The organism is Pseudomonas sp. R25(2017) (assembly GCF_002112565.1).
In the GTDB taxonomy this organism is placed as follows: Bacteria; Pseudomonadota; Gammaproteobacteria; order Pseudomonadales; family Pseudomonadaceae; genus Aquipseudomonas; species Aquipseudomonas ekonensis.
In genome coordinates, this window is record NZ_NEHZ01000008.1 from 176,953 (window position 1) to 198,304 (window position 21,352).

General features: G+C 64.4%; 19 protein-coding genes and 2 tRNA genes. 7 read left to right on the forward strand and 14 right to left on the reverse strand.

The genetic code is table 11. The annotated features are described in order from the left end of the window. Positions 1–4: 4 nt before the first annotated feature. From CAG31_RS12800 to rimO, 3 genes are all read right to left on the reverse strand, one after another. The gene (locus CAG31_RS12800; RefSeq protein WP_085581546.1) at positions 5–715 is read right to left on the reverse strand and encodes an rRNA pseudouridine synthase; all 711 of its coding nucleotides are present in this window, start codon (positions 713–715) and stop codon (positions 5–7) included. Between the two features lie 216 nt (positions 716–931). Continuing rightward, complete coding sequence (locus tag CAG31_RS12805) at positions 932–1,405, reverse strand: GNAT family N-acetyltransferase (RefSeq protein ID WP_085581548.1); 474 nt, start codon at positions 1,403–1,405, stop codon at positions 932–934. A gap of 123 nt (positions 1,406–1,528) precedes the next feature. Beyond that, positions 1,529–2,866 carry a 30S ribosomal protein S12 methylthiotransferase RimO gene (rimO, locus tag CAG31_RS12810; protein WP_085581550.1) on the reverse strand — a complete coding sequence of 446 codons (1,338 nt, stop codon included), beginning with the start codon at positions 2,864–2,866 and terminating at the stop codon, positions 1,529–1,531. A gap of 347 nt (positions 2,867–3,213) precedes the next feature. On the opposite strand from rimO, the gene CAG31_RS12815 reads away from it, so the two are divergent. From CAG31_RS12815 to CAG31_RS12825, 3 genes are all read left to right on the forward strand, one after another. Next, positions 3,214–5,055, forward strand: a complete 1,842-nt coding sequence (locus CAG31_RS12815; protein ID WP_371856103.1) for a potassium transporter Kup — start codon at positions 3,214–3,216, stop codon at positions 5,053–5,055. A 175-nt stretch (positions 5,056–5,230) separates the two neighbouring features. Beyond that, positions 5,231–5,521, forward strand: coding sequence for a Phd-YefM (locus tag CAG31_RS12820; RefSeq protein WP_085581554.1), 291 nt, complete (start codon positions 5,231–5,233; stop codon positions 5,519–5,521). A gap of 11 nt (positions 5,522–5,532) precedes the next feature. After that, positions 5,533–5,820, forward strand: coding sequence for a type II toxin-antitoxin system RelE/ParE family toxin (locus CAG31_RS12825; protein ID WP_085581556.1), 288 nt, complete (start codon positions 5,533–5,535; stop codon positions 5,818–5,820). 55 nt (positions 5,821–5,875) lie between these two features. On the opposite strand, the gene CAG31_RS12830 is transcribed toward CAG31_RS12825, so the two are convergent. The 4 genes from CAG31_RS12830 to CAG31_RS12845 form a co-directional block, all read right to left on the reverse strand. Continuing rightward, positions 5,876–7,171, reverse strand: a complete 1,296-nt coding sequence (locus tag CAG31_RS12830; protein ID WP_085581558.1) for a virulence factor family protein — start codon at positions 7,169–7,171, stop codon at positions 5,876–5,878. Next, positions 7,171–9,810: a bifunctional lysylphosphatidylglycerol flippase/synthetase MprF gene (mprF, locus tag CAG31_RS12835; protein ID WP_085581560.1), complete on the reverse strand. Its 2,640-nt coding sequence runs from the start codon at positions 9,808–9,810 to the stop codon at positions 7,171–7,173. Before mprF ends, CAG31_RS12830 begins: the two co-directional genes overlap by 1 nt. 278 nt (positions 9,811–10,088) lie before the next feature. Then, positions 10,089–10,165, reverse strand: a tRNA-Met gene (locus tag CAG31_RS12840). 194 nt (positions 10,166–10,359) lie between these two features. Then, positions 10,360–10,436 (reverse strand) — tRNA-Met (locus tag CAG31_RS12845). Between the two features lie 281 nt (positions 10,437–10,717). On the opposite strand from CAG31_RS12845, the gene dinB reads away from it, so the two are divergent. Next, positions 10,718–11,779, forward strand: coding sequence for a DNA polymerase IV (gene dinB / locus CAG31_RS12850; RefSeq protein WP_085581562.1), 1,062 nt, complete (start codon positions 10,718–10,720; stop codon positions 11,777–11,779). 66 nt (positions 11,780–11,845) lie between these two features. Here the strand turns inward: dinB and CAG31_RS12855 are convergent, their stop codons facing one another. From CAG31_RS12855 to CAG31_RS12870, 4 genes are all read right to left on the reverse strand, one after another. Continuing rightward, positions 11,846–12,799: a hypothetical protein gene (locus CAG31_RS12855; RefSeq protein WP_085581564.1), complete on the reverse strand. Its 954-nt coding sequence runs from the start codon at positions 12,797–12,799 to the stop codon at positions 11,846–11,848. 17 nt (positions 12,800–12,816) lie between these two features. Further along, complete coding sequence (locus CAG31_RS12860; RefSeq protein ID WP_085581566.1) at positions 12,817–14,532, reverse strand: proline--tRNA ligase; 1,716 nt, start codon at positions 14,530–14,532, stop codon at positions 12,817–12,819. A gap of 130 nt (positions 14,533–14,662) precedes the next feature. Then, the gene (locus CAG31_RS12865) at positions 14,663–16,222 is read right to left on the reverse strand and encodes an AmpG family muropeptide MFS transporter (RefSeq protein WP_085581568.1); all 1,560 of its coding nucleotides are present in this window, start codon (positions 16,220–16,222) and stop codon (positions 14,663–14,665) included. 43 nt (positions 16,223–16,265) lie between these two features. Beyond that, positions 16,266–16,619 (reverse strand): MGMT family protein, encoded by a 354-nt coding sequence (locus tag CAG31_RS12870; RefSeq protein ID WP_085581570.1) that lies wholly within the window; start codon positions 16,617–16,619, stop codon positions 16,266–16,268. A gap of 177 nt (positions 16,620–16,796) precedes the next feature. Here CAG31_RS12870 and CAG31_RS12875 point away from each other — a divergent pair, with 177 nt between their 5' ends. Further along, positions 16,797–17,804, forward strand: coding sequence for a DUF481 domain-containing protein (locus CAG31_RS12875; protein WP_085581572.1), 1,008 nt, complete (start codon positions 16,797–16,799; stop codon positions 17,802–17,804). Between the two features lie 115 nt (positions 17,805–17,919). On the opposite strand, the gene CAG31_RS12880 is transcribed toward CAG31_RS12875, so the two are convergent. Beyond that, positions 17,920–18,129, reverse strand: coding sequence for a cold-shock protein (locus CAG31_RS12880; RefSeq protein WP_017902777.1), 210 nt, complete (start codon positions 18,127–18,129; stop codon positions 17,920–17,922). A 353-nt stretch (positions 18,130–18,482) separates the two neighbouring features. Here CAG31_RS12880 and dcd point away from each other — a divergent pair, with 353 nt between their 5' ends. Together dcd and CAG31_RS12890 are read left to right on the forward strand one after the other, a co-directional pair. Further along, on the forward strand, positions 18,483–19,049 hold the full coding sequence (gene dcd / locus CAG31_RS12885; protein ID WP_085581574.1) for a dCTP deaminase: 567 nt from the start codon (positions 18,483–18,485) through the stop codon (positions 19,047–19,049). Between the two features lie 107 nt (positions 19,050–19,156). After that, positions 19,157–19,366: a hypothetical protein gene (locus tag CAG31_RS12890; RefSeq protein ID WP_085581576.1), complete on the forward strand. Its 210-nt coding sequence runs from the start codon at positions 19,157–19,159 to the stop codon at positions 19,364–19,366. Between the two features lie 79 nt (positions 19,367–19,445). On the opposite strand, the gene CAG31_RS12895 is transcribed toward CAG31_RS12890, so the two are convergent. Together CAG31_RS12895 and CAG31_RS12900 are read right to left on the reverse strand one after the other, a co-directional pair. Further along, positions 19,446–20,210, reverse strand: coding sequence for an ABC transporter ATP-binding protein (locus CAG31_RS12895; RefSeq protein ID WP_085581578.1), 765 nt, complete (start codon positions 20,208–20,210; stop codon positions 19,446–19,448). Positions 20,211–20,223: 13 nt separating this feature from the next. After that, positions 20,224–21,342: a succinylglutamate desuccinylase/aspartoacylase family protein gene (locus CAG31_RS12900; RefSeq protein WP_085581580.1), complete on the reverse strand. Its 1,119-nt coding sequence runs from the start codon at positions 21,340–21,342 to the stop codon at positions 20,224–20,226. Positions 21,343–21,352 lie beyond the last annotated feature (10 nt).

The following is a 21,352-nucleotide window of genomic DNA, read 5'->3' on the forward strand; positions in this document are numbered from 1 at the left end:
GGCGTCAGAACTTCTCTTTGCCGGACAGGTAGCGCCACTGGCCCGCCGGCACCTTGCCGATGGACACGCCGCCGATGCGGATGCGACGGATGCCCAGCACCTTCAGCCCGACCGCTTCGCACAGCCGAGCGAGGAGCCCGGGCTGCGGGTTCTTCATGGCGAAGCGCAGGCGGTTTTCGCTCTGCCAGCTGGCCTTGACCGGCGGCAGTTCGGTGCCCTTGACGCGCAGGCCGTGCTGCATGCGGTTCAGGCCGTGCTCGGTCATTTCGCCCTCGACCTCGACCACGTACTCCTGCTCGATCTTCGCGGCGTCGGCGGTGAGTTTGCGCAGCACTTTCCAATCCTGGGTGAACACCATCAGGCCGCTGGCGCCCGGCTGCAGGTCGGCGCCGGCGGTCAGGCGCAGGAAGTGCCCGCGCAGCGGCCGTTTGCCGAACCGGTGCTCTTCGCTGAGGGTGTCGGCGCCGAGCGAGCGCATGGCGGTCTCGGTGTCCATGCCGGCCGGTACGTTGAGCAGCAGGGTCACCGGCTCCGGCGCGGTGGCCTTGGCGTCCTTGTCGAGCTCGACTTTCTGGTCGCCGACCTTGAACTGCGGTTCGTCGACGACTTCGCCGTCCACGGTGACCCAGCCGCCCTCGATGAACAGTTCGGCCTCACGGCGGGAGCAGCCGACCAGTTCGATGAGGCGTTTGGAAAGGCGGATCGGGTCAGTCATGGCAGGGTCGCAATAAAAAAGGGGGCGGCATTGTACCTCCATGGGGGCGCCAAGGCCCGGATCCATTTCGGTTCGCTGCGTTTCCTGTGCGGATTTGACGCGGGAGCGAGCCTGCTCCCGCCTGGGTCTTGCGGTGCAGCCAAACCTGTGGGAGCCAGCCTGCTGGCGATGGCGTCATTGACGGCGCCGCAAAGCCTGAGCAAGGCAGCCGCTCCTCTAGCCAGTGCTCGAACGCTGGCGGTTCTGGCGCAGCCGCATGTGCAGCAACGGGTAGGGCTGGCCCATGCCGTCGACGTCCGAACGGCCGATCACCTCGAAACCTTGCTTGAAATAGAAGCCCAGGGCCTGAGGGTTCTGCTCGTTGACGTCCAGTTCGTCGGCGTTCAGGTGTTCCAGGGCGTAGCGCAGCAATTGCTTGCCCAGGCCTTGCCCGCGATGGTCCGGATCAATGAAGAGCATTTCCACCTTGCCCGCCGCCACGCCCGCGAAGCCGGTGATGCGCTGGCGGTGGTCCTTGGTGCAGATCAGCATCACGGCATCCAGGTAGCGGGTCAGCACCAGATCCTTGAGCAACAGGATGTAGCTGTCCGGCAGAAAGTCATGGGTGGCGCGCACCGAGGCTTCCCAGACCCGGGTCAGTTCCGGGTAGTCGCTCAGTTTCGGCGTGTGGATGACCGAAAGATGACGCATGTCCGTTTGCCTCCTCATCAGTGGATTCACCAACAATAGCCGTAAAAAAGCCCCGCATCTCGGCAAAGAGAGCAGGGCTTGGCTTTCAGCGGGCAATTCCCTGCGGGAGCAGGGTTTGCCGAATCAGATCTGTTCGGCCCAGAGGTCGTACTCGTCGGCGTCGGTCACCTTGCACCAGACCTTGTCGCCCGGCTTGAGGTTGCTGCCGTTGTCGATGAACACGTTGCCGTCGATTTCCGGGGCATCGAAGAAGCAGCGGCCGACCGCGCCTTGCTCGTCGACTTCGTCCACCAGCACTTCGATCTCGCGGCCGATGCGCAGTTGCAGGCGCGCCGAGCTGATGGCCTGCTGGTGCGCCATGAAGCGCTCCCAGCGGTCTTGCTTGACGTCGTCCGGCACGATGTCCAGGCCCAGGTCGTTGGCCGGGGCGCCTTCGACCGGCGAGTACTGGAAGCAGCCGACGCGGTCGAGCTGGGCTTCGGTCAGCCAGTCCAGCAGGTACTGGAAGTCTTCTTCGGTTTCGCCGGGGAAGCCGACGATGAAGGTCGAGCGGATGATCAGGTTCGGGCAGATCTCGCGCCAGTTCTTGATCCGCGCCAGGGTCTTGTCTTCGAACGCCGGGCGTTTCATCGACTTGAGGACCTTGGGGCTGGCGTGCTGGAACGGGATGTCCAGGTACGGCAGGATCTTGCCGGCGGCCATCAGCGGGATCAGCTCGTCGACGTGCGGGTACGGGTAGACGTAGTGCAGGCGCACCCAGACGCCGAGGGTGCTGAGGGCTTCGCACAGCTCGGTCATGCGGGTCTTCACCGGCGCGCCGTTCCAGAAGCCGGTGCGGTACTTCACGTCGACGCCGTAGGCGCTGGTGTCCTGGGAGATCACCAGCAGTTCCTTGACGCCGGACTTGACCAGGCGCTGGGCCTCGTCGAGCACATCGCCCACCGGACGGCTGACCAGCTTGCCGCGCATCGACGGGATGATGCAGAAGCTGCAGCTGTGGTTGCAGCCTTCGGAAATCTTCAGGTAGGCGTAGTGGCGCGGGGTCAGCTTGACGCCTTGCGGCGGCACCAGGTCGATCAGCGGGTTGTGGTCCTGCTTGGGCGGCACGACTTCGTGCACGGCGCTGACCACTTGCTCGTACTGCTGCGGGCCGGTCACGGCCAGCACGCTCGGGTGCACGTCGCGGATGTTGCCTTCTTCCACGCCCATGCAGCCGGTGACGATCACCTTGCCGTTTTCCTTGATCGCTTCGCCGATGACTTCCAGCGACTCGGCCTTGGCGGAGTCGATGAAGCCGCAGGTGTTGACCACCACGACATCGGCGTCCTGATAGGTGGACACCACGTCATAGCCTTCCATGCGCAGCTGGGTCAGGATGCGCTCGGAGTCGACCAGTGCTTTGGGGCAACCCAGGGATACGAAGCCAACCTTGGGATTGGCCGGCGCAGGAGTGGTGGACATGTCTAACCTCGGTGTCTGTGACGTCGCTTGCCTGATGCATGAGCCGACGGACGGGCGCTTGAACTGCGCCTCTGATCAAAAAGTGCGCAATTCTAGCGACGAGCAGCGCACTTGACCAGCTTTATACGGGGAAATGCGACGAGTGCTGCGCTATGCTTCGCGCCAATGCGCTTTACCGCTTTTTTATAGTCAACCAATCGACTGTAACAACAGGTAATAAGGGCGCAGGCTGCATCAAAAAGCAAAGTGCTTCGTTCAGAGGCCGGTCTGGGAATCAGGAGTGTTGGATGGGTCACGCAAGTAGTCATGCGGCGGGCGCCGAAGGTTCGGCAACCAAGCCGCTGAGCATGCTGGTCGCGGCGGTCGGGGTGGTTTACGGCGACATTGGCACAAGTCCGTTGTACACCCTGAAAGAAGTGTTTTCCGGCGCCTATGGCGTGCCCGTCAATCACGACGGGGTGCTGGGCATCCTGTCGCTGATTTTCTGGTCGCTGATCTGGGTCGTGTCGATCAAGTACATGATGTTCGTGCTGCGCGCCGACAACCAGGGCGAAGGCGGGATCATGGCCCTCACCGCGCTGGCGCGGCGGGCGGCGGGGCAGCGGGCCAGGCTGCGCACGCTGCTGGTGGTCTGCGGGCTGATCGGGGCGGCGCTGTTCTACGGCGACAGCATGATCACCCCGGCGATTTCCGTGCTCTCGGCCATCGAAGGCCTGGGGCTGGCGTTCGAGGGCATCGACCACTGGGTGGTGCCGCTGTCGCTGGTGGTGCTGGTGGGCCTGTTCCTGATCCAGAAGCACGGCACGGCGCGGATCGGCATTCTCTTCGGGCCGATCATGGTCACCTGGTTCCTGGTGCTCGGCGCCCTCGGGATCTACGGCATCAGCCACTACCCGGAAGTGCTGCACGCGCTCAACCCGGTCTGGGCCGTGCGTTTCTTCATGGTGCATGCCGGCATGGGCGTGGCGATCCTCGGCGCGGTGGTGCTGGCGCTGACCGGCGCCGAAGCGCTGTACGCCGACATGGGCCACTTCGGCCGCAAGCCGATCGCCCGCGCCTGGTTCCTGCTGGTGCTGCCGGCCCTGGTGCTCAACTACTTCGGCCAGGGCGCACTGCTGCTGGAGAACCCGGACGCCGCGCGCAACCCGTTCTACCTGCTGGCGCCTAGTTGGGCCCTGATCCCGCTGGTGGGCCTGTCGACCCTGGCCACGGTGATCGCGTCCCAGGCGGTGATTTCCGGCGCGTTCTCCCTGACCCGTCAGGCGATCCAGCTCGGCTACATCCCGCGCATGTACATCCAGCACACCTCCAGCGACGAGCAAGGGCAGATCTACATCGGTGCGGTGAACTGGTCGCTGATGGTCGGCGTGGTGCTGCTGGTGATCGGCTTCGAGTCCTCCGGCGCCCTGGCCTCGGCCTACGGCGTGGCCGTGACCGGCACCATGCTGATGACCACCATCCTGGTGTCGGCGGTGATGCTGCTGCTGTGGAAGTGGCCGCCGGTGCTCGCCGTGCCGGTCCTGCTCGGCTTCCTGCTGGTGGACGGCCTGTACTTCGCCGCCAACGTGCCGAAGATCGTCCAGGGCGGCGCATTCCCGGTGATCGCCGGCCTGGCGCTGTTCATCCTGATGACCACCTGGAAGCGCGGCAAGCAACTGCTGGTCGAGCGTCTGGACGAAGGCGCGTTGCCGCTGCCGATCTTCATCAGCAGCATCCGCGTGCAGCCGCCGCACCGAGTGCAGGGCACCGCCGTGTTCCTGACCGCCCGCTCCGACGCCGTGCCCCACGCGCTGTTGCACAACCTGCTGCACAACCAGGTGCTGCATGAGCAAGTGGTGCTGCTGACGGTGGTCTACGAAGACATCCCGCGCGTGCCGCCGTCCCGGCGCTTCGAGGTCGAGGCCCACGGCGAAGGCTTCTTCCGGGTGATCCTGCATTTCGGCTTCACCGACGAGCCGGACGTGCCCCAGGCGCTGAAGCTGTGCCATCTGGACGACCTGGACTTCAGCCCGATGCGCACCACCTACTTCCTCAGCCGCGAAACGGTCATCGCCTCCAAGCTCGAAGGCATGGCCCGTTGGCGCGAGGCGCTGTTCGCCTTCATGCTGAAGAACGCCAACGGCAACCTGCGCTTCTTCAACCTGCCGCTGAACCGGGTGATCGAGCTGGGGACGCAGGTGGAGATGTAATCCCGCCGTAAAGCGAAAGCCCCCGTCGGCCTTGCGGCTGGCGGGGGCTTTTTTGTGGGCGGCGGGAGCGTTCGGTTGCGGGGTGCACGACGGAAGCATCAAGTTGCACTGTGTTTAATACAACGCAATACTCTGTGCATTATCGTGCGCAACAGCAACTGAGCAAGAGGTGAATATGACGGCATTACTAGAGCGTGCTGAACAGGCTATCTCCGTGACTGCCATGGTCCGGGGCTTCAGCGCGAGGCTCAAGGAGATTTCCAGTCGTGCCACCGAACGTCTGGTCATCTTCAAGGACAACCAGCCGGCAGCGGTCATCATCAATGTGCAGGCCTATCAGGAAATGCTGGACGAGCTTGAGAACCTGCGCATCGAAGCGGCAGCCCGTGAGCGTCTGGGCAGCTTTGATCAGACCCGCGCAGTCAGTCATGAGGATATGCGGGCAAGGTACGCCCGGAAGGATTAAGGGAGCGCTGGATGGTTTGGGGAGTGGTTTATCATCCGGAAGTCCAGGGCGATCTGGATCAGCTGGGAGCGGCAGCGGCCAACCGGATTCTCGATGTCATTGAAGAGCGGATCATCCATGGCGAGCCGGACAAGATCGGCAAACCGTTGAGGGCCAGCCTTGCCGGCTGCAGGCGGATCCGAACCGGCGACACGCGGATTGTCTATCGGGTCGACGGTAAGGCCATCCAGGTTCTGATCGTCGCCGTCGGCGCGCGACGCGACGAAGAGGTCTACGACGCCGCAGAGCGTCGCCTTTAAACGAAAGCCCCCGGAGCCTTGCGGCTGCGGGGGCTTTTCATTGAGGCCGCTCAGGTTACTCGGCGGCGGTCTGCTCGCTCGCCTGACGCTTCTCGATCAGATCCACCAAGCGCTTGGCCAGCGCCGGGTAGTTCTCGTCGAAGTGGTGGCCGCCGGGCAGCTTCACCGCTTCGCCCACGGCGGTCTTGTCGGTGCAGCCGCTTTCGTCGGTCTCTTCCTCGCCGTAGATGCACACCACCTTGGCGGCCGGCAGCTTGGCCATTTCCGGACCGGTGGCGGCTTCCTTGCCGGCGTTGCCGAGCCAGCCCTCGACTTCGATCTCGAAGCTGCCGGTGCGGGCGAAGGCCAGCAGGATGATGGCGTCGACCCGTTGCTGCTCGGTTTCCGGCAGACGGTTGTAGATCGCCGGCAGCACGTCGGCGCCGAACGAGTAGCCGGTGAGGATGAAGCGCTTGGTGCCCCATTTCTGCCGGTAGTGCTGCATCAGTTCGGTCAGGTCCAGCGCACTCTGCTCGGGGCTCTTGTGCTGCCAGTAGTAGCGCAGGGTGTCGATGCCCACCACCGGGTAGCCGATCTTGGCCATTTCCCCGGCCACGTCGCGGTCCAGGTCGCGCCAGCCGCCGTCGCCGGAGAGGAACAGGGTGACGGTGTCCCGGGCCTGGCCGGCCGGGACTTCCACCACCGGAATCTGCAGGCCGCCGTTGGCCTTGTCGCCGCCGACGAGGAGCTTGCGCAGTTCGTTGTTCAGCACCTGCGGCAGGTTGATGTCGTAGTCGCTGATGCTGGTTTCGGCGTTCGGCTGGTCGCGCACGAAGCCGGCGCTGGTGTCGTCCGGGTTGTCGTTCCACGCCACCAGCCAGTGGCCGTGGGCGGCGGACTTGGGCAGCAGGTGAGTGCAGCCGCCCTTTTCCAGGGCCAGGTCGACGGACACGGCCTGGGCCTTGTCGTCCTTCTGCTCGGACAGCCAGCGCCAGGCCAGCACCGCGCCCGGGCCGATGCCGCTGACCAGGGTGGCCGGCCCGTTCAGCTGGCGCAGGCCGGTCTGCAGGGCACGGCTTTGCTGCAGGCAGTCCTTGGGCAGGATCACCTGAACGATCTGCGCCGAAGCGCTGCGGCTCAGGGTGCTCAGTTGCTTGTCGCTGAGCTTCTGGTCGTCGTTGACCGCCACCAGCACCTGGGCCTTGGGCTTGGTGCCGGGAATGACCCGGGTCATGGCCGGGCCGTCGGCGGGCGTCAGTTGTTCGAGGGTCGGTTCCGGTGCCGGGCGTTTGAGGTACCAGAATCCGCCGCCGGCAATCACGGCCAGCACGATCAGCGTGGCCAGGATGTACTTCAGGGAGCGTTGAATCATCAGCGTTTCACCAATCCAGTCAAGCCGCCCGCGATCAGGGCGGCAGTGTCGGCCAGCGCCACCAGGGGATCGAGTCCGGCGGGCACGGCCATGTAACGGGGTTCCCAATCAGGCTGGAACTTGTCTTTGAAACGGCGCAAGCCTTGGAAGTTGTACAGCTGCTCACCACGGCGGAATACCATCGAGCCCAGGCGCTGGGTCAGCGGTGCCCCGCGCCGGGGCTGCAACCCCGACAGCGGCACCATGCCCAGGCTGAAGCGCGCGTATCCGTGACTCTTATAGTGTTGAATCAGGCCGACCATCAGAAACTCCATGGTCAGCTTCGGCGCATCCGGGTGCGAGCGCATCAGGTCGAGGCTGGCCAGGTCATGGCTGTAGGTCTCGAGCAGGTTGGCGAACGCCACCGGACGGCCTTCGAAGCGGATCACCGCAATGCGGAAATGCTTCAGGTAGTCGTCGCTGAAACGGCCCAGGGAGAAGCCTTTCTCGCGCACGTTCTTGCCGGTCAGCCAGGCATCGGAGATGACCTTGAGCTCGTCCATCGGCGCCTGGCCCGGCTCATGGATCTCCAGCGACAGGCCGTCGCGGGTGCCGCGGTTCCAGGTGTAGCGCAGATCCTTCATCTCCTTGCCCTTGGCATCCAGGTCAAAGCGATGCAGATCGACCCGGGCCTCTTCGCCGAGCTTGATCGCGGTCAGGCCGATGTCCATGTAGTACGGCAGGTTCTCGGCGCGCACCTGGTAGAACACCGGGCGGGCGTGATGGATGTCGCACAGGTCGCGGAACTGCCAGATCATTTCCGCCCGCTGCTGGCCGGGGCCGATCGGGTCGTACAGGGCCACCAGACTGCGGCCGCGGCGGGCGTACATCAGGAACGCTTCATCGTTGGGGTGGAACAGCAGCGCCTTGTCGCCGGTCAGGGCCAGGCCGCCGTCGGGCTGCGACGAGGCCATGAGGATTTTCGCGGCGCGGTCGAGTTCGTCGGCGGTCGGCAGGTGGATCACCGGGCGCGCGGTGCGCAGCAGCCAGGTCAGGGCGATCACCAGCAGCAGGACGGCGGCGCCGAGCAGCGAGCGCAGGCCGCGCGGGGCATCGGCGTCGAGGGTGAACTGCCACCACAGCTGATGGCTGTACGGTACGTCCTGGTAGGCGAACAGCAGCAGCCAGGTCGATGCGCCCAGCACGCACAGGCTGGCCACCAGATACAGCGGCGAGAACGGCAGCTCGGTCAGGCGGCTCGGACGATAGAAGGAACGGCGGAACACCCCCAGCAGCGCGGCGGTGAGGGTCATCAGGGTGGCTTCTTCCCAGTCGAACCCCTTGAGCAAGGAGAGCAGGGCGCCCACCAGCAACAGGATGGTGGTCAGCATCCACGCCGCCGACAGCCGGCGGCGCAGGCCCTGGGCGAGCATCAGGCACAGCACGCCGATCAGGCTGGCGCCGAAGTGCGAGGCATCGACCAGGCGGTGGGGAATCAGGAAACCGATGTGTTCCAGGCGCGTGTCGATCTCCGGGGTCGCGCCGGAAAACAGCAGCACCACGCCGGACAGGAACACCAGCACCGCCAGGATCGGCGCCGCCAGGCCGGAGGCCGCACGCAGGGTCTGGGACTGGAACAGGCGCTGGCCTTCGTTGATCAGCAGCAGCACGCACGCCACCAGCATCGGCAGCACCACGTAGATCAGGCGGTACAGCAGCAGCGCGGCGGCCAGCGGCGCGGCGCCGAGCTTGTCGGCGAAGGCGGCCAGCAGGATGGCTTCGAACACGCCGACGCCGCCGGGCACATGGCTGAGCACGCCGGCGGCCAGGGCCAGCAGGTACACCAGCAGGAAGGCGCCGAACGGCGGGGCTTCCGGTAGCAGCAGGTACAGCACGGTGGCGGCGGCGGCGACGTCGAGGGCGGTGATGACCAGTTGCAGGACGGTCAGGCGCCGGCCCGGCAGGCGCAGGGTGCGGCGGCCGGCCTTGACCAGCAGGTTGTCCGGGTAGGGCTGCTCCGGCAGGCGCCGGCGGTAGATGCCGATGACCAGGATCGAGCCCAGCAGCAGCACGGCGCCGGCGATCGTCCCCAGCAGGCCTTCGGACAGGCCCAGGGCCTGCGAGGCGGCGGGCAGGTCGCTCAGGGTGGCGAGGGCGGCCAGCGGCGGCAGGGCGCAACCCAGCGACAGGCTGGCGAACAGGGTCATATGCGCGACTTCCGTCGCGCCCAGCCCGTGGCGCGCATACAGACGGTAGCGCACCGAGCCGCCGGACAGCAGCGACAGGCCGATGGCGTTGCCGATGGCGAACGCGGTGAAGCCGCCGAGGGCGAGGGTGCGCGGCGCGAGCGTCACGCCGGCGTAGCGGCTGGCGGACCACTCGTAGCCCAGCAGGATGATGAAGCCGGCGACCGTCGCGCCGAAGGCGCCGAGCAGGGCCGGTTTCGGTACGTCCAGGATCGAGTCGTGCAGGGCGTCGAGATCGAGCTCGCTCAACAGGTGGCGGCACGCGATCAGCGCGATGGCGAACAGCAGCAGCGTAACCGCCAGGCCGATCGGCTGGCGGTACTTGCTCAGGCGATCCAGCAAGCGCAGGCGCTCGGTCTTGATCGGTTGGGTCGCTGTGACGGTGTCTTGTGGATCAGACGAGTTGGCGCGCATCAATCACCTCGTGGATTGTGCGCGACAGGATGGGGGTATCCAGCCAAGTTACCAATCCCTGTAGAAAAAAATAATCACAAAATACTACGCCTCCCGCCGGATGGCGGCGAGGGCGGTTTCCGGATCGCAGGCACCGGCCCGCGACTCAAGCATAGTCGCTGTGCGGCGGGTCTGAGGATCCTGAAGGGTTCACTGCACGATGACAGATCATTGTTGCGAAAGGACTTTTTCCACAGATACAAAAAAGGCCACTCTTTCGAGTAGCCTTCTTTGATGTTTGGTTGCGGGAGCCGGATTTGAACCGACGACCTTCGGGTTATGAGCCCGACGAGCTACCAGGCTGCTCCATCCCGCGTCTGTGAGGCGGCATTCTACAGACCGGCGGCGCAGTGTCAACCGCTAATGCGGATAAGGGTCAAATTAGTGTGCATTTCGGCCGGACGGCCTGCGGGGGAGCGCTAAGTGGTTCAGTCGCAAGGGTTTGTGTCGCGCCTGCAATACACGCGCGCACAAAAAAGGCCACTTTTTCAAGTGGCCTTTTCTGATGTTTGGTTGCGGGAGCCGGATTTGAACCGACGACCTTCGGGTTATGAGCCCGACGAGCTACCAGGCTGCTCCATCCCGCGTCTGATGTGGCGGCATTCTACAGAGGATTGCCGGGGTGTCAACCGGCAATGTGGAAAAAATCTGTTGAGCTTCAACCGCTTAGCGGAATTTCACGGTGGCCTGGAAGGCTGCGGGACAGGCAGGGCAAGGGTTTCAGCTCTATTGCTCGGCTAATTTCGATTGAAGAAATAAATTCGGTTCGGATTTCCTACGGGTGAAAAAGAACCTTCTGAGTACTGGTGCTATATACAGGTGTCAGTGAGATACTGCCGATCCGGCTTGCCATGTTTTCCTTTCTGTCATGACTCAGCGAAAAATCATCCACATCGACTGTGACTGTTTCTACGCCGCCATCGAGATGCGTGACGACCCGAGCCTGGCCGGCAAGCCTCTGGCCGTGGGCGGCTCGCCGGAGCGTCGCGGGGTGATCGCTACGTGCAACTACGAGGCGCGTGCGTACGGCGTGCGTTCGGCCATGTCTTCCGGCCATGCACTGAAGCTGTGCCCGGATCTGACCATCGTCAAGCCCCGGATGGACGCCTATCGCGAGGCGTCGAAGGAAATTCACACGATCTTTCGCGACTACACCGATCTGATTGAACCGCTGTCGCTGGACGAGGCTTACCTCGATGTGTCGGACAGCGCTCATTTTGGCGGCAGCGCCACGCGGATCGCCCAGGACATCCGCCGACGGGTGTCCAATCAGCTGCACATCACGGTGTCCGCCGGGGTGGCGCCGAACAAGTTTCTGGCCAAGATCGCCAGCGACTGGAAAAAGCCCAATGGTCTGTTCGTGGTCACGCCGGACCAGGTCGAGGACTTCGTCGCCGGCTTGCCGGTCGGCAAGCTGCACGGCGTGGGCAAGGTCACCGCCGACAAGCTGCACAAGCTGGGCATCGACGACTGCCGGCAGTTGCGCGAATGGGACAAGCTGACGCTGGTGCGCGAGTTCGGCAGTTTCGGCGAGCGCCTGTGGAGCTTGGCCCGCGGGATCGATGAGCGGCAGGTGCACAACGACAGTCGCCGGCAGTCGATCAGCGTCGAAAACACCTATGACGTCGATCTCCCGGACCTGCGCAGTTGCCTGGACAAGCTTCCGGAACTGCTGGAGACCCTCAAGACCCGCATGGCGCGGATCGACAGCAGCTACCGGCCGGGCAAGCCGTTCGTCAAGGTGAAGTTCCATGACTTCACCCAGACCACATTGGAGCAGGCCGGGGCAGGGCGGGATCTGGGCAGTTATCAGTTGATGCTGACCCAGGCGTTCAACCGGGGCGGCAAGCCCGTGCGGTTGTTGGGAGTGGGGGTGAGGTTGGAGGATCTGCGGGGCGGCTTCGAGCAGATGGAGCTGTTTGAGCGCTGATCCGGTGGTGGAGCCTGGCTAAGGCGGCCCGTCAGGCAGACCGCCATGGCCCCCATTGCTTTGTTCTCAGTTCGGCCCCGGATCCGCCACCAGGCGCCCGGCATCCCTGGTCAGGGACTTGAGGAATTCGGTCTGCAGTTCCGGATCGTTGCGGGTCAGCTCGATCAGGCTCTGTTCCAGCTCGCTGGCTTCCTCTTCCAGGCCCAGCTCCGACAGGCGCTTGACCCGGTGCACCCACTGGCTCACTTCGTCGTCTTCCAGATCGTCGTAGATCAGCGCGTGGGCCTCCAGCAGCTTGCCGCGCAGGTGGGTGCTGATCGCGAGCGACGAGTCGGTGTGCACGTCGTCCTTGGCGTCTTCCACGCTGATCTGCAGTTTGCCCAGGTGATTGAGGTCATGCTCGGCGAACGGGCTGTCCAGCAGGTTCAGGCGCAGCACGCCGTTGCGGTCGGTGGTCATGTCGAAGGTCTGCTTGCCGGCCTTGACCTGAACGGGGCGCTCGCTCCACGGCAGGCTTGAGTATTCCGTGCGCTTGTCGCGCTGGACTTCGTCGATGCCGGCCAGGTTCTGTTGCGCACGGCCGTGGGACTGTACGTTCATGAACGGGTTGAGCCCGGCGAAGCCGTAGCTCAGCCAGTCCTTGGTCACGCTGTCCGGCAGGTTGCCCAGGGCGAACACGTTGACCACGTTGGCGCCGACGCCGGCCACCACCGCCACCGCACCCAGCGGGATCTCGTAGATTTCCCGCCAGGGTTGGTAAGGCGTGTAGCGGTCGTAGTGACGGGTGACCTCGAACTCGGTGACCTCGAAGGTCTTCTGCTCGTGGATCTTCACGCGCCGCTGCGGCAGCTCAAGCACCTTGGGCTCGCCGACATCGATCTGCAGGCTGTGATCGAGCAGTTTGCGCTCGACCCGTTCCTCGTGCTCGCTGCGTTGCGACATGTGGTTGGCACAGCCGCTGACCAGCAGGGCGCCGCACAGGGCGGCGCCACCGAGGCCTAAGGTGTTTCGCTTGAACATGACGTCTCTATCTGGTGTCAGCGGCGGATGCGGGCCTGCAGGAAGGACAGCGCGTCAGCGACCGGCAGCGCTTGCGCCTCGGCCTCGGAACGGCTCTTGTATTCCAGGTTGCCGTCGGCGAGGCCACGGTCGCTGACCACGATCCGGTGAGGGATGCCGATCAGTTCCATGTCCGCGAACTTGATGCCCGGGCTGGTCTTCTTGTCGCGGTCGTCCAGCAGCACTTCGAAGCCGGCGGCGGTCAGTTCCGCGTACAGCTTGTCGGTGGCTTCGCGCACCAGGTCAGTCTCGTAGCGCAGCGGCACCAGGGCGATCTGGAACGGTGCCAGGGCGTCGCTCCAGATGATGCCGTTCTCGTCGTTGTTCTGCTCGATGGCCGCAGCCACCACGCGGGACACGCCGATGCCGTAGCAACCCATTTCCAGGGTGACCGGCTTGCCGTTCTCGCCCAGCACTTCGCACTTCATCGCCTTGCTGTACTTGTTGCCCAGCTGGAAGATGTGCCCGACTTCGATGCCGCGCTTGATCTCCAGGGTGCCCTTGCCGTCCGGGCTCGGATCGCCGGACACGACGTTGCGCAGGTCGGCCACGGTCGGAACCGGCAGGTCGCGTTCCCAGTTCAGGCCGAAGTAGTGCTTGTCGTCGATGTTGGCGCCGACGCCGAAGTCGCTCATCAGTTCGACCGAGCGGTCGATGATGATCGGCAGCGGCAGGTTCAGCGGGCCGAGGGAGCCGGCGCCGGCGCCGATGGCGTCACGCAGCTCCGCGTCGCTGGCCATGACCAGAGGGCTGGCCACGCCAGGCTGGTTGGCGGCCTTGATTTCGTTGAGTTCGTGGTCGCCGCGGATGATCAGGGCAATCAGCTTGCCTTTCTCTTCGGCGTGCACGATCAGGGTCTTGACGGTCTTTTCGATCGGCAGGCCGAATTTTTCCACCAGGGCCGCGATGGTCTTGGTGTCCGGGGTGTCGACCAGGCGCAGCTCTTCGGTCGGTGCAGGACGCGAGGTTTCGCGCGGCACGGCTTCGGCCTTCTCGATGTTGGCCGCGTAGTCGGAGCCGTTGCTGAAGACGATGTCGTCTTCGCCGGATTCGGCCAGCACGTGGAACTCATGGGAGCCGGCGCCGCCGATGGAACCGTTGTCGGCCTCCACAGGGCGGAACTTCAGGCCCAGGCGGGTGAACACGTTGCAGTACGCCTGGTGCATGCGGTCGTAGGTGACCTGCAGCGAGGCCAGGTCGGCGTGGAACGAGTAGGCGTCCTTCATGATGAATTCGCGGCCGCGCATCAGGCCGAAGCGTGGGCGGATCTCGTCACGGAACTTGGTCTGGATCTGGTACAGGTTGATCGGCAGCTGCTTGTAGCTGCTCAACTCGTTGCGCATCAGGTCGGTGATGACCTCTTCGTGGGTCGGGCCTGCGCAGAAGTCGCGGCCGTGGCGGTCTTTGATGCGCAGCAGTTCAGGGCCGTATTCTTCCCAGCGTCCCGACTCCTGCCACAGTTCGGCCGGCTGGGTGCCCGGCATCAACACTTCCAGAGAGCCGGCGGCGTCCATTTCTTCGCGGACGATGGCTTCCACCTTGCGCATTACCCGCAGGCCCATCGGCAGCCAGGTGTACAGGCCCGAAGCGAGTTTGCGGATCATGCCGGCGCGCAGCATCAGCTGATGGCTGATCACGACCGCGTCGGAAGGCGTTTCTTTCTGTGTGGCGAGCAAAAATTGACTGGTGCGCATGATTGGCCGTTGTCGGTTGCTGAGACTGGAAATAGACGGAGCATTGTACGGGCGAGATTTGCTGACGTACAGGCGTGCGGCCGGCGGCGGGGCAGAACGGCGGGATTCGTCCCGCCGTTGGCGAAATGCCCTACGACTCTTCCGCGACCGGCGCCTGCACGGGCTCGGGCGTCGGCGTCGGGCCTTCGCGGCGGCTTTCCTGGAACCAGTGCAGGGCGATCAGCACCAGGGTCGGCACACCGAGCATCGCGGTGATCAGGAAGAAGTTGTGGTAGCCGAACTTCTCGACCATCACCCCGGAATAGCCGCCGATCAGGCGCGGCAGCAGGAGCATGATCGAGCTGAGCAGGGCGTACTGGGTGGCGGAGAACTTGAGGTTGGTCAGGCTCGACAGGTACGCGACGAACGCCGAGGTGGCCAGGCCGGAGCTGAAGTTGTCCAGGGAGATGGTCAGCACCAGCATCTTCAGGTTCGGGCCCATGTCGGCCAGCATCAGGAACAGCAGGTTGGTGGCCGCCGAGGCCGCGCCGCCGATGAACAGGATCGGCAGGATGCCGAAACGCACGATCAGCAGGCCGCCCATGCCGGCGCCGACGAGGGTCATGATCAGGCCGAAGATCTTGCTGACGCTGGCGATCTGGTCCTTGGTGAAGCCCTGGTCGATGTAGAACACGTTGGCCATCACGCCCATCACCGTGTCGGACATCCGGTAGGTGGCGATCAGCCCAAGCAGCAGCAGGGCCTGCCAGCGGTAGCGCAGGATGAAGTCGTTGACCGGCGTCAGCACCGGCGCCAGGCCCCGGCGGCCCATGGCCGACAGGCACAGGCAGGTGAGGGTGGTGTAGAGGATCGCCCGCAGGAACGCGCGGTCCTCCAGCAGCAGGTCGAGCAGGCTGACGCCTTCGAACAGCACGCTGGCGAAGTCGGTGTTATAGAGCTGGGTGAACATCGCCGGCACGGACACCAGCAGGATGATCAGCACGAACACCGACATCAGCTGGTGCATGAACGTGTAGCGGCCGGCCTGCAGTTGGGTGCGCAGCGGCACGGGCGGCTCGCGCATCAGCAGGGAGGTCAGCAGCGCCGGCACCATCAGGACGCCGAACAGGACGTAGGTGCCGGTCCAGGCTGAATGCTGGTAGTTGAAGCCGGTGGAGCCGAAGCCTTCGGCGAAGAACAGTGCACCGGCGGTCGCCAGCAGGGCTGCGACCCGGTAGCCGGACATGTAGCTGGCGGCGAGCGCGGCCTGGCGGTTGTCGTCCGCGATCTCCAGGCGATAGGCGTCCACGGCGATGTCCTGGGTGGCGGAGGCGAACGCGACGAGGACGGCGATGGCGATCAGCCAGGACAGGTGCTTCTGCGGATCGCAGAAACCCATGCCGACCAGGCCGAGGATCACCAGCGACTGCGACAGCACCAGCCAGGAGCGGCGACGCCCCAGTTTGCCCAGCAGCGGCAGGCGCCATTGGTCGAGCAGCGGCGACCAGACCCACTTGAACGCATAGGCCAGGCCGATCAGGCTCGCGTAGCCGATGGTTTCGCGGGCCACGCCGGCTTCGCGCAGCCAGACCGACAGCGTTGAAAACACCAGCATGTACGGCAGGCCGGCGGCGAAACCCAGCAACAACAGCACGAGCGTCGAAGGACTGGCATAGGCGGCGAGCGCGGCGCGCCAGGTTTTACGGGGCATGGGCTGAAGTCTGCCTCAAGATTGCGAAAACAAAGCGCGCACTCTAACCGCTGTGCTCTACCGGACGCCAGCCATGGCGCCGAATATCCACACGATTGTTCAGGACGGTGACCCCTTCCATGCGCAACCGCGCCCGTTGTTCGTCCCCCGATGGGCTGCCGGCCGGGAGGCTGATGCGGCCGCCGGCGCCGAGCACGCGGTGCCACGGCAGCCGGGTGTCGCCGGGCAGTTGGCTCAGGGTGCGGCCGACCCAGCGGGCGGCGCGCCCCAACCCGGCCAGTTCGGCCAATTGACCATAGCTGACGACCTTGCCTTCGGGCACTTGGGCCAGGGTCGAGTAGAGCGCCGTGCGTCGGATTTGCGCCTGGCTTTCGTCGGTTGGGTTCGGGTCTGTCACGTCTGCGGTTCCTGCGCGGTTGTGCAAAACAATCGCCTCGATGCCTTTAAGCCTAATCGGTGCAGGGCCAATTGAGAAATGAACTCAACAGAAATAGTCATGTCAGTCGTTGTCAGGGACTTATTCCTACGGATAATGCCGACCTTTTTCCCGCAAACTCGAGCCCCCGATTCGCTTATGTTGTCCAGAACCCTGCTGTGCCTCGCTGTCTTCAGCGCATCCACCCCCCTGCTTGCCGATACCGTCTGGTTGAACAACGGCGACAAGCTGAGCGGCAAGATCACGCTGTTCGACGGCGGCAAGCTGTTGATCCAGACCCCGTACGCCGGTGCCGTCACGATCGACTGGAAACAGGTCAAGACCCTGGAGAGCGATCAGGAACTGCTGGTCAAGCAGGATGCCTACAGCGGCGAGAAGGCCAAGTCGCTGAGCGCCGCCGGCGACGGCAAGGTCACCCTGGCCAACGGCGAGGCGCCGAAGACCGTCGAACTGGCGAGCATCCAGCAGATCCTCAAGCCCAAGCCTGTGGTCGAGGATCTGGTGTGGAAGGGCAACGTCGACCTGGCCCTGGATTACCAGCGGGCCGAAAAGGACACCGACGACTACGACATCGGCTTCAAGACCTCTGCGCGCCACGGCCGCTGGCGGCACACCGGTGAAGGCGAATACAACCGCGAGGTGCAGGATGACGTCACCACCACCGACAACTGGCGCGCCGAGTACTCCCTCGACCGCTTCCTCACCGATCAGTGGTTCTGGCGAGGCCGCCTGAGCTACAAGCGCGACCACATCGAAGAGCTGGCGCGCCAGCGGGTGGTCGGCACCGGTCCAGGCTACCAGTTCTGGGACGACGAGCTGGGGGCGTTCTCCCTGGGCTCGCTGTTCAACCGCACCGACTATGAGTACCGCGACGGCAGCAAGGACAATTTCTACTCGGTGGCGGTGAAGTGGGACTACAACCGCTACCTGATCGGCAAGAAGGTGGAGTTCTTCACCAACGGCGAAGTGGGCAAGCCGTTGTCCGATGTCGCGAACTACGCCCTGGATGCGGAGATGGGCCTGCGCTACAAGGTCACCGACTGGGCCTCGCTGAACGTCAAGGCCGAGCGCGACATCATCAGCGGCACCAACGATGCGGATCTGAACAAGACCCGCTACACCGCCGGGTTCGGTGTGGCCTGGTAACGCCGCCCACAAAAAACGCAGCCGTCGGGCTGCGTTTTTTTGCCTGCGCCATAAGCAGGCGCCCACAAAAAAGCCCCGCTTTGAGGGCGGGGCTCTTTTTTGCTAAAGCGACAAGTTAGATAACTTGTACTTCTTCAGCTTGCATGCCTTTCTGACCGCGGGTAGCGATGAAAGAAACCTGCTGGCCTTCTTTCAGGGTTTTGAAACCGTCAGCCTGGATGGCTTTGAAGTGTACGAACAGATCGTCACCGGATTGTGGGGTGATGAAGCCGAAGCCTTTCTCATCGTTGAACCACTTAACGGTACCGGTTTGGCGATTGGACATGGTGAAACTCCTTGGACAAAGATTACTGCGACTCAGGAAGAACCCTGGCCGAGACTGAGTGCAAAGAGCAGGAAAAATTCTTGTAGACGGTTGGATCGAAATTCAACATATCGTGGAGAGATTCTCAGTGACACAAGCAGCACAGTGGCGCCACCTTAACCCTTTTTCATGAACGTGCCAATGCTTCTTGCGAAGGTTTCTCCGTTTTCGGGATCGGCGGTGTGACGGTTCGTCGCCAGGCCCCGTGAAACCTGGCGATGGGGGGATAATCGCGCCCCGGACTTTGAACCCGGCGACGCGCCCGGTAAGATGCCGGACAGATTTTTTCCACCTCGCTATTCAGGACACCCGCCATGAGCATCAAATCGGACAAGTGGATTCGCCGCATGGCGCAGGAACACGGCATGATCGAACCGTTCGTCGAGCGCCAGATGCGCGGCAGCGACGACAGCCGAGTGATTTCCTACGGTGTGTCGAGCTACGGCTACGACGTGCGTTGCACCAATCATTTCAAGGTGTTCACCAACATCAATTCGGCCATCGTCGATCCTAAGAACTTCGACGCCGGCAGCTTCGTCGACATTCACAGCGACGTGTGCATCATTCCGCCGAACTCCTTCGCCCTGGCCAGCACCGTCGAGTACTTCCGCATTCCGCGCAACGTGCTGACCATCTGCCTGGGCAAGAGCACCTATGCCCGCTGCGGCATCATCGTCAACGTCACGCCGCTGGAACCTGAGTGGGAAGGCCACGTGACCCTGGAATTCTCGAACACCACCAACCTGCCGGCGAAGATCTACGCCAACGAAGGCGTGGCGCAGATGCTGTTCCTGGAATCCGACGAGCAATGCGAAGTCTCCTACAAGGATCGCGGCGGCAAGTATCAGGGCCAGCGCGGCGTGACCCTGCCGCGCACCTGATCCGCCCGTCCGGCATTTGCCGGGAATTCTTCGGCGGGTGGACACTCTATGGGGTGTACCGCCCGTTTTGCCTTGCGCAGAGCGGGCCTTCGCCGAGGAGGGCCCCCATGAAGATCGATCCGCGAATCACCGCCGAACTGGCAAGGCTCGAGCCCAATCAGGTCGGGGTATTGGCCTGGTCGTTGCTGGCGCAACCGCCCGTCGGCATGGCCGGGGGCATTCCCGGTCAACCCGACCCCGATACGCCCAACGAACAGCCGACCGAACCCGGTGAGCCCACCTTGCCGGACGAACCGCCGCCGGCGCCTGTCGCTTGAACCGTCGCCCGAACGAACGGCCGGTCAACGGAAGCCGAAAAGGTTTCCGCTGACCGGCCGTTGCGTTTTCAGGGACGGTTCACTTGAGGTTGCCGCTGAGGAACTGCTTCAGCCGCTCGCTCCTGGGGTTGCCCAGCACGTCCTCCGGCGCGCCTTCTTCCTCCACCAACCCTTGGTGCAGGAACAGCACCTGGCTGGACACTTTGCGCGCGAAGCTCATTTCGTGGGTCACCATGATCATGGTGCGGCCCTCGTCGGCCAGGCCCTGGATCACCTTGAGCACCTCGCCGACCAGTTCCGGGTCGAGGGCCGAGGTCGGCTCGTCGAACAGCATCACCTCCGGCTCCATCGCCAGCGCCCGGGCGATGGCCACCCGTTGCTGCTGGCCGCCGGAAAGGAACGCCGGGTACTGGTCGGCCACCCGCGCCGGCAGGCCGACCTTGTCCAGGTAGCGGCGGGCGCGGTCTTCGGCCTCGGCCTTGGCGCAGCCCAGCACCCGGCGCGGGGCCATGGTGATGTTCTCCAGCACGGTCATGTGGCTCCACAGGTTGAAGTGCTGGAACACCATGGCAAGGCGGGTGCGCAGGCGCTGCAGTTCGTCCGGGTCGGCGACGTGCATGCCGTGGCGGTCGGTGGCCATGCGGATCGGCTGGCCGTCGAGGCTCATCGCGCCGCTGTTGGGCTGTTCGAGGAAGTTGATGCAGCGCAGGAAGGTGCTCTTGCCCGAGCCGCTGGCGCCGATCAGGCTGATCACGTCGCCGGTCTTGGCCTTGAGCGAAACGCCTTTGAGCACCTGATGGTCGCCGTAGCTCTTGTGCAGGTCTTCAACAGTCAGTTTGTACATGGAACAGGCATCCTCAAGGCGAAAGCAGATAGCCGCTGCGGTAGGCTTCGGCGCCGGCCACATGGGCGACGACCATGCCGGCGGTGGCCATGCGGCGCAGCGAGCGCGCGTACAGCAGGCCGGCGACGGTGCAGTGGACGGGGGTCACGCGGTCGGTGATCGGGTCGATGATGTCGGCGATCTGTTGGCCGGCCTCCAGGTACTGGCCCGGCGTGGCGGTGAACACCAGCAGCCCGCCGACCGGCGTGGCGACCGGCTCGACCCCGGCCAGCGGCGTGGCCGGGAAGGGCAGCGGCGGCAGCGGCGCCGGTTCGCCGGCGATCGCGCCGAAGTGGGTCAGGTAATCGATCAGCGCCTGGCTGTCCTGTTCGGCCAGCGGATGGCTGACGTCGCCCTGGCCGCGCAGTTCGACGGTCACCGAAAAGCTGCCGGGCGGAATGTCGAAGCGTTCGCCGAAGCGCTCTTGCAGCTGCCACCAGAGCAGCGTGAAGCATTCGTCGAACGACTGGCCGCCGGAATCGGTGGCCAGCAGGCTGGCCTGGGAGCCGATGGAGCGCGCCAGCGGTTCGACCTGCGGCCAGGCCTCGGGCGTGGTGTAGAGGTGGGTGACGGCCTCGAAGTCGCAGTGCAGGTCCAGCACCATGTCCGCATCGCAGGCCAGCCGCTGCAGGGTCAGGCGCTGGGATTGCAGCTGGGTGGCGGGGGTCTGGCGATCAAGGGCTGCACGCAGGCTGGCGCGGATCAGTTCGAGGTTGCGCCGGGGATCGTCGCCCAGCCGCTCGGCGATGTCGTTGCCGATCTCTTCGCTGAGGTCGACGAACCAGCGGTTGAAGTTCTGCCCGCTCTCCAGCTCGTAGCGGCCCAGCGGCACGTCCATCAGCACCTGTTCGAGGCCGACCGGGTTGGCCACCGGCACCAGCACGATTTCGCTGCGCAGGCGGTCGGCGGCCTCCAGCTCCGTCAGCCGTCGCTTGAGGTGCCAGGCCACCAGCATGCCGGGCAGTTCGTCGGCGTGCAGCGAGGACTGGATGTAGATCTTGCCTTGGCCCTTCTGCGGGCCGAAGTGGAAGCTGTGGATCTGGCGCGCGGTCCCCGGCAGCGGGGCCAGCAGCTCATGTATCTGATGGCGCATTGCAAAGGTG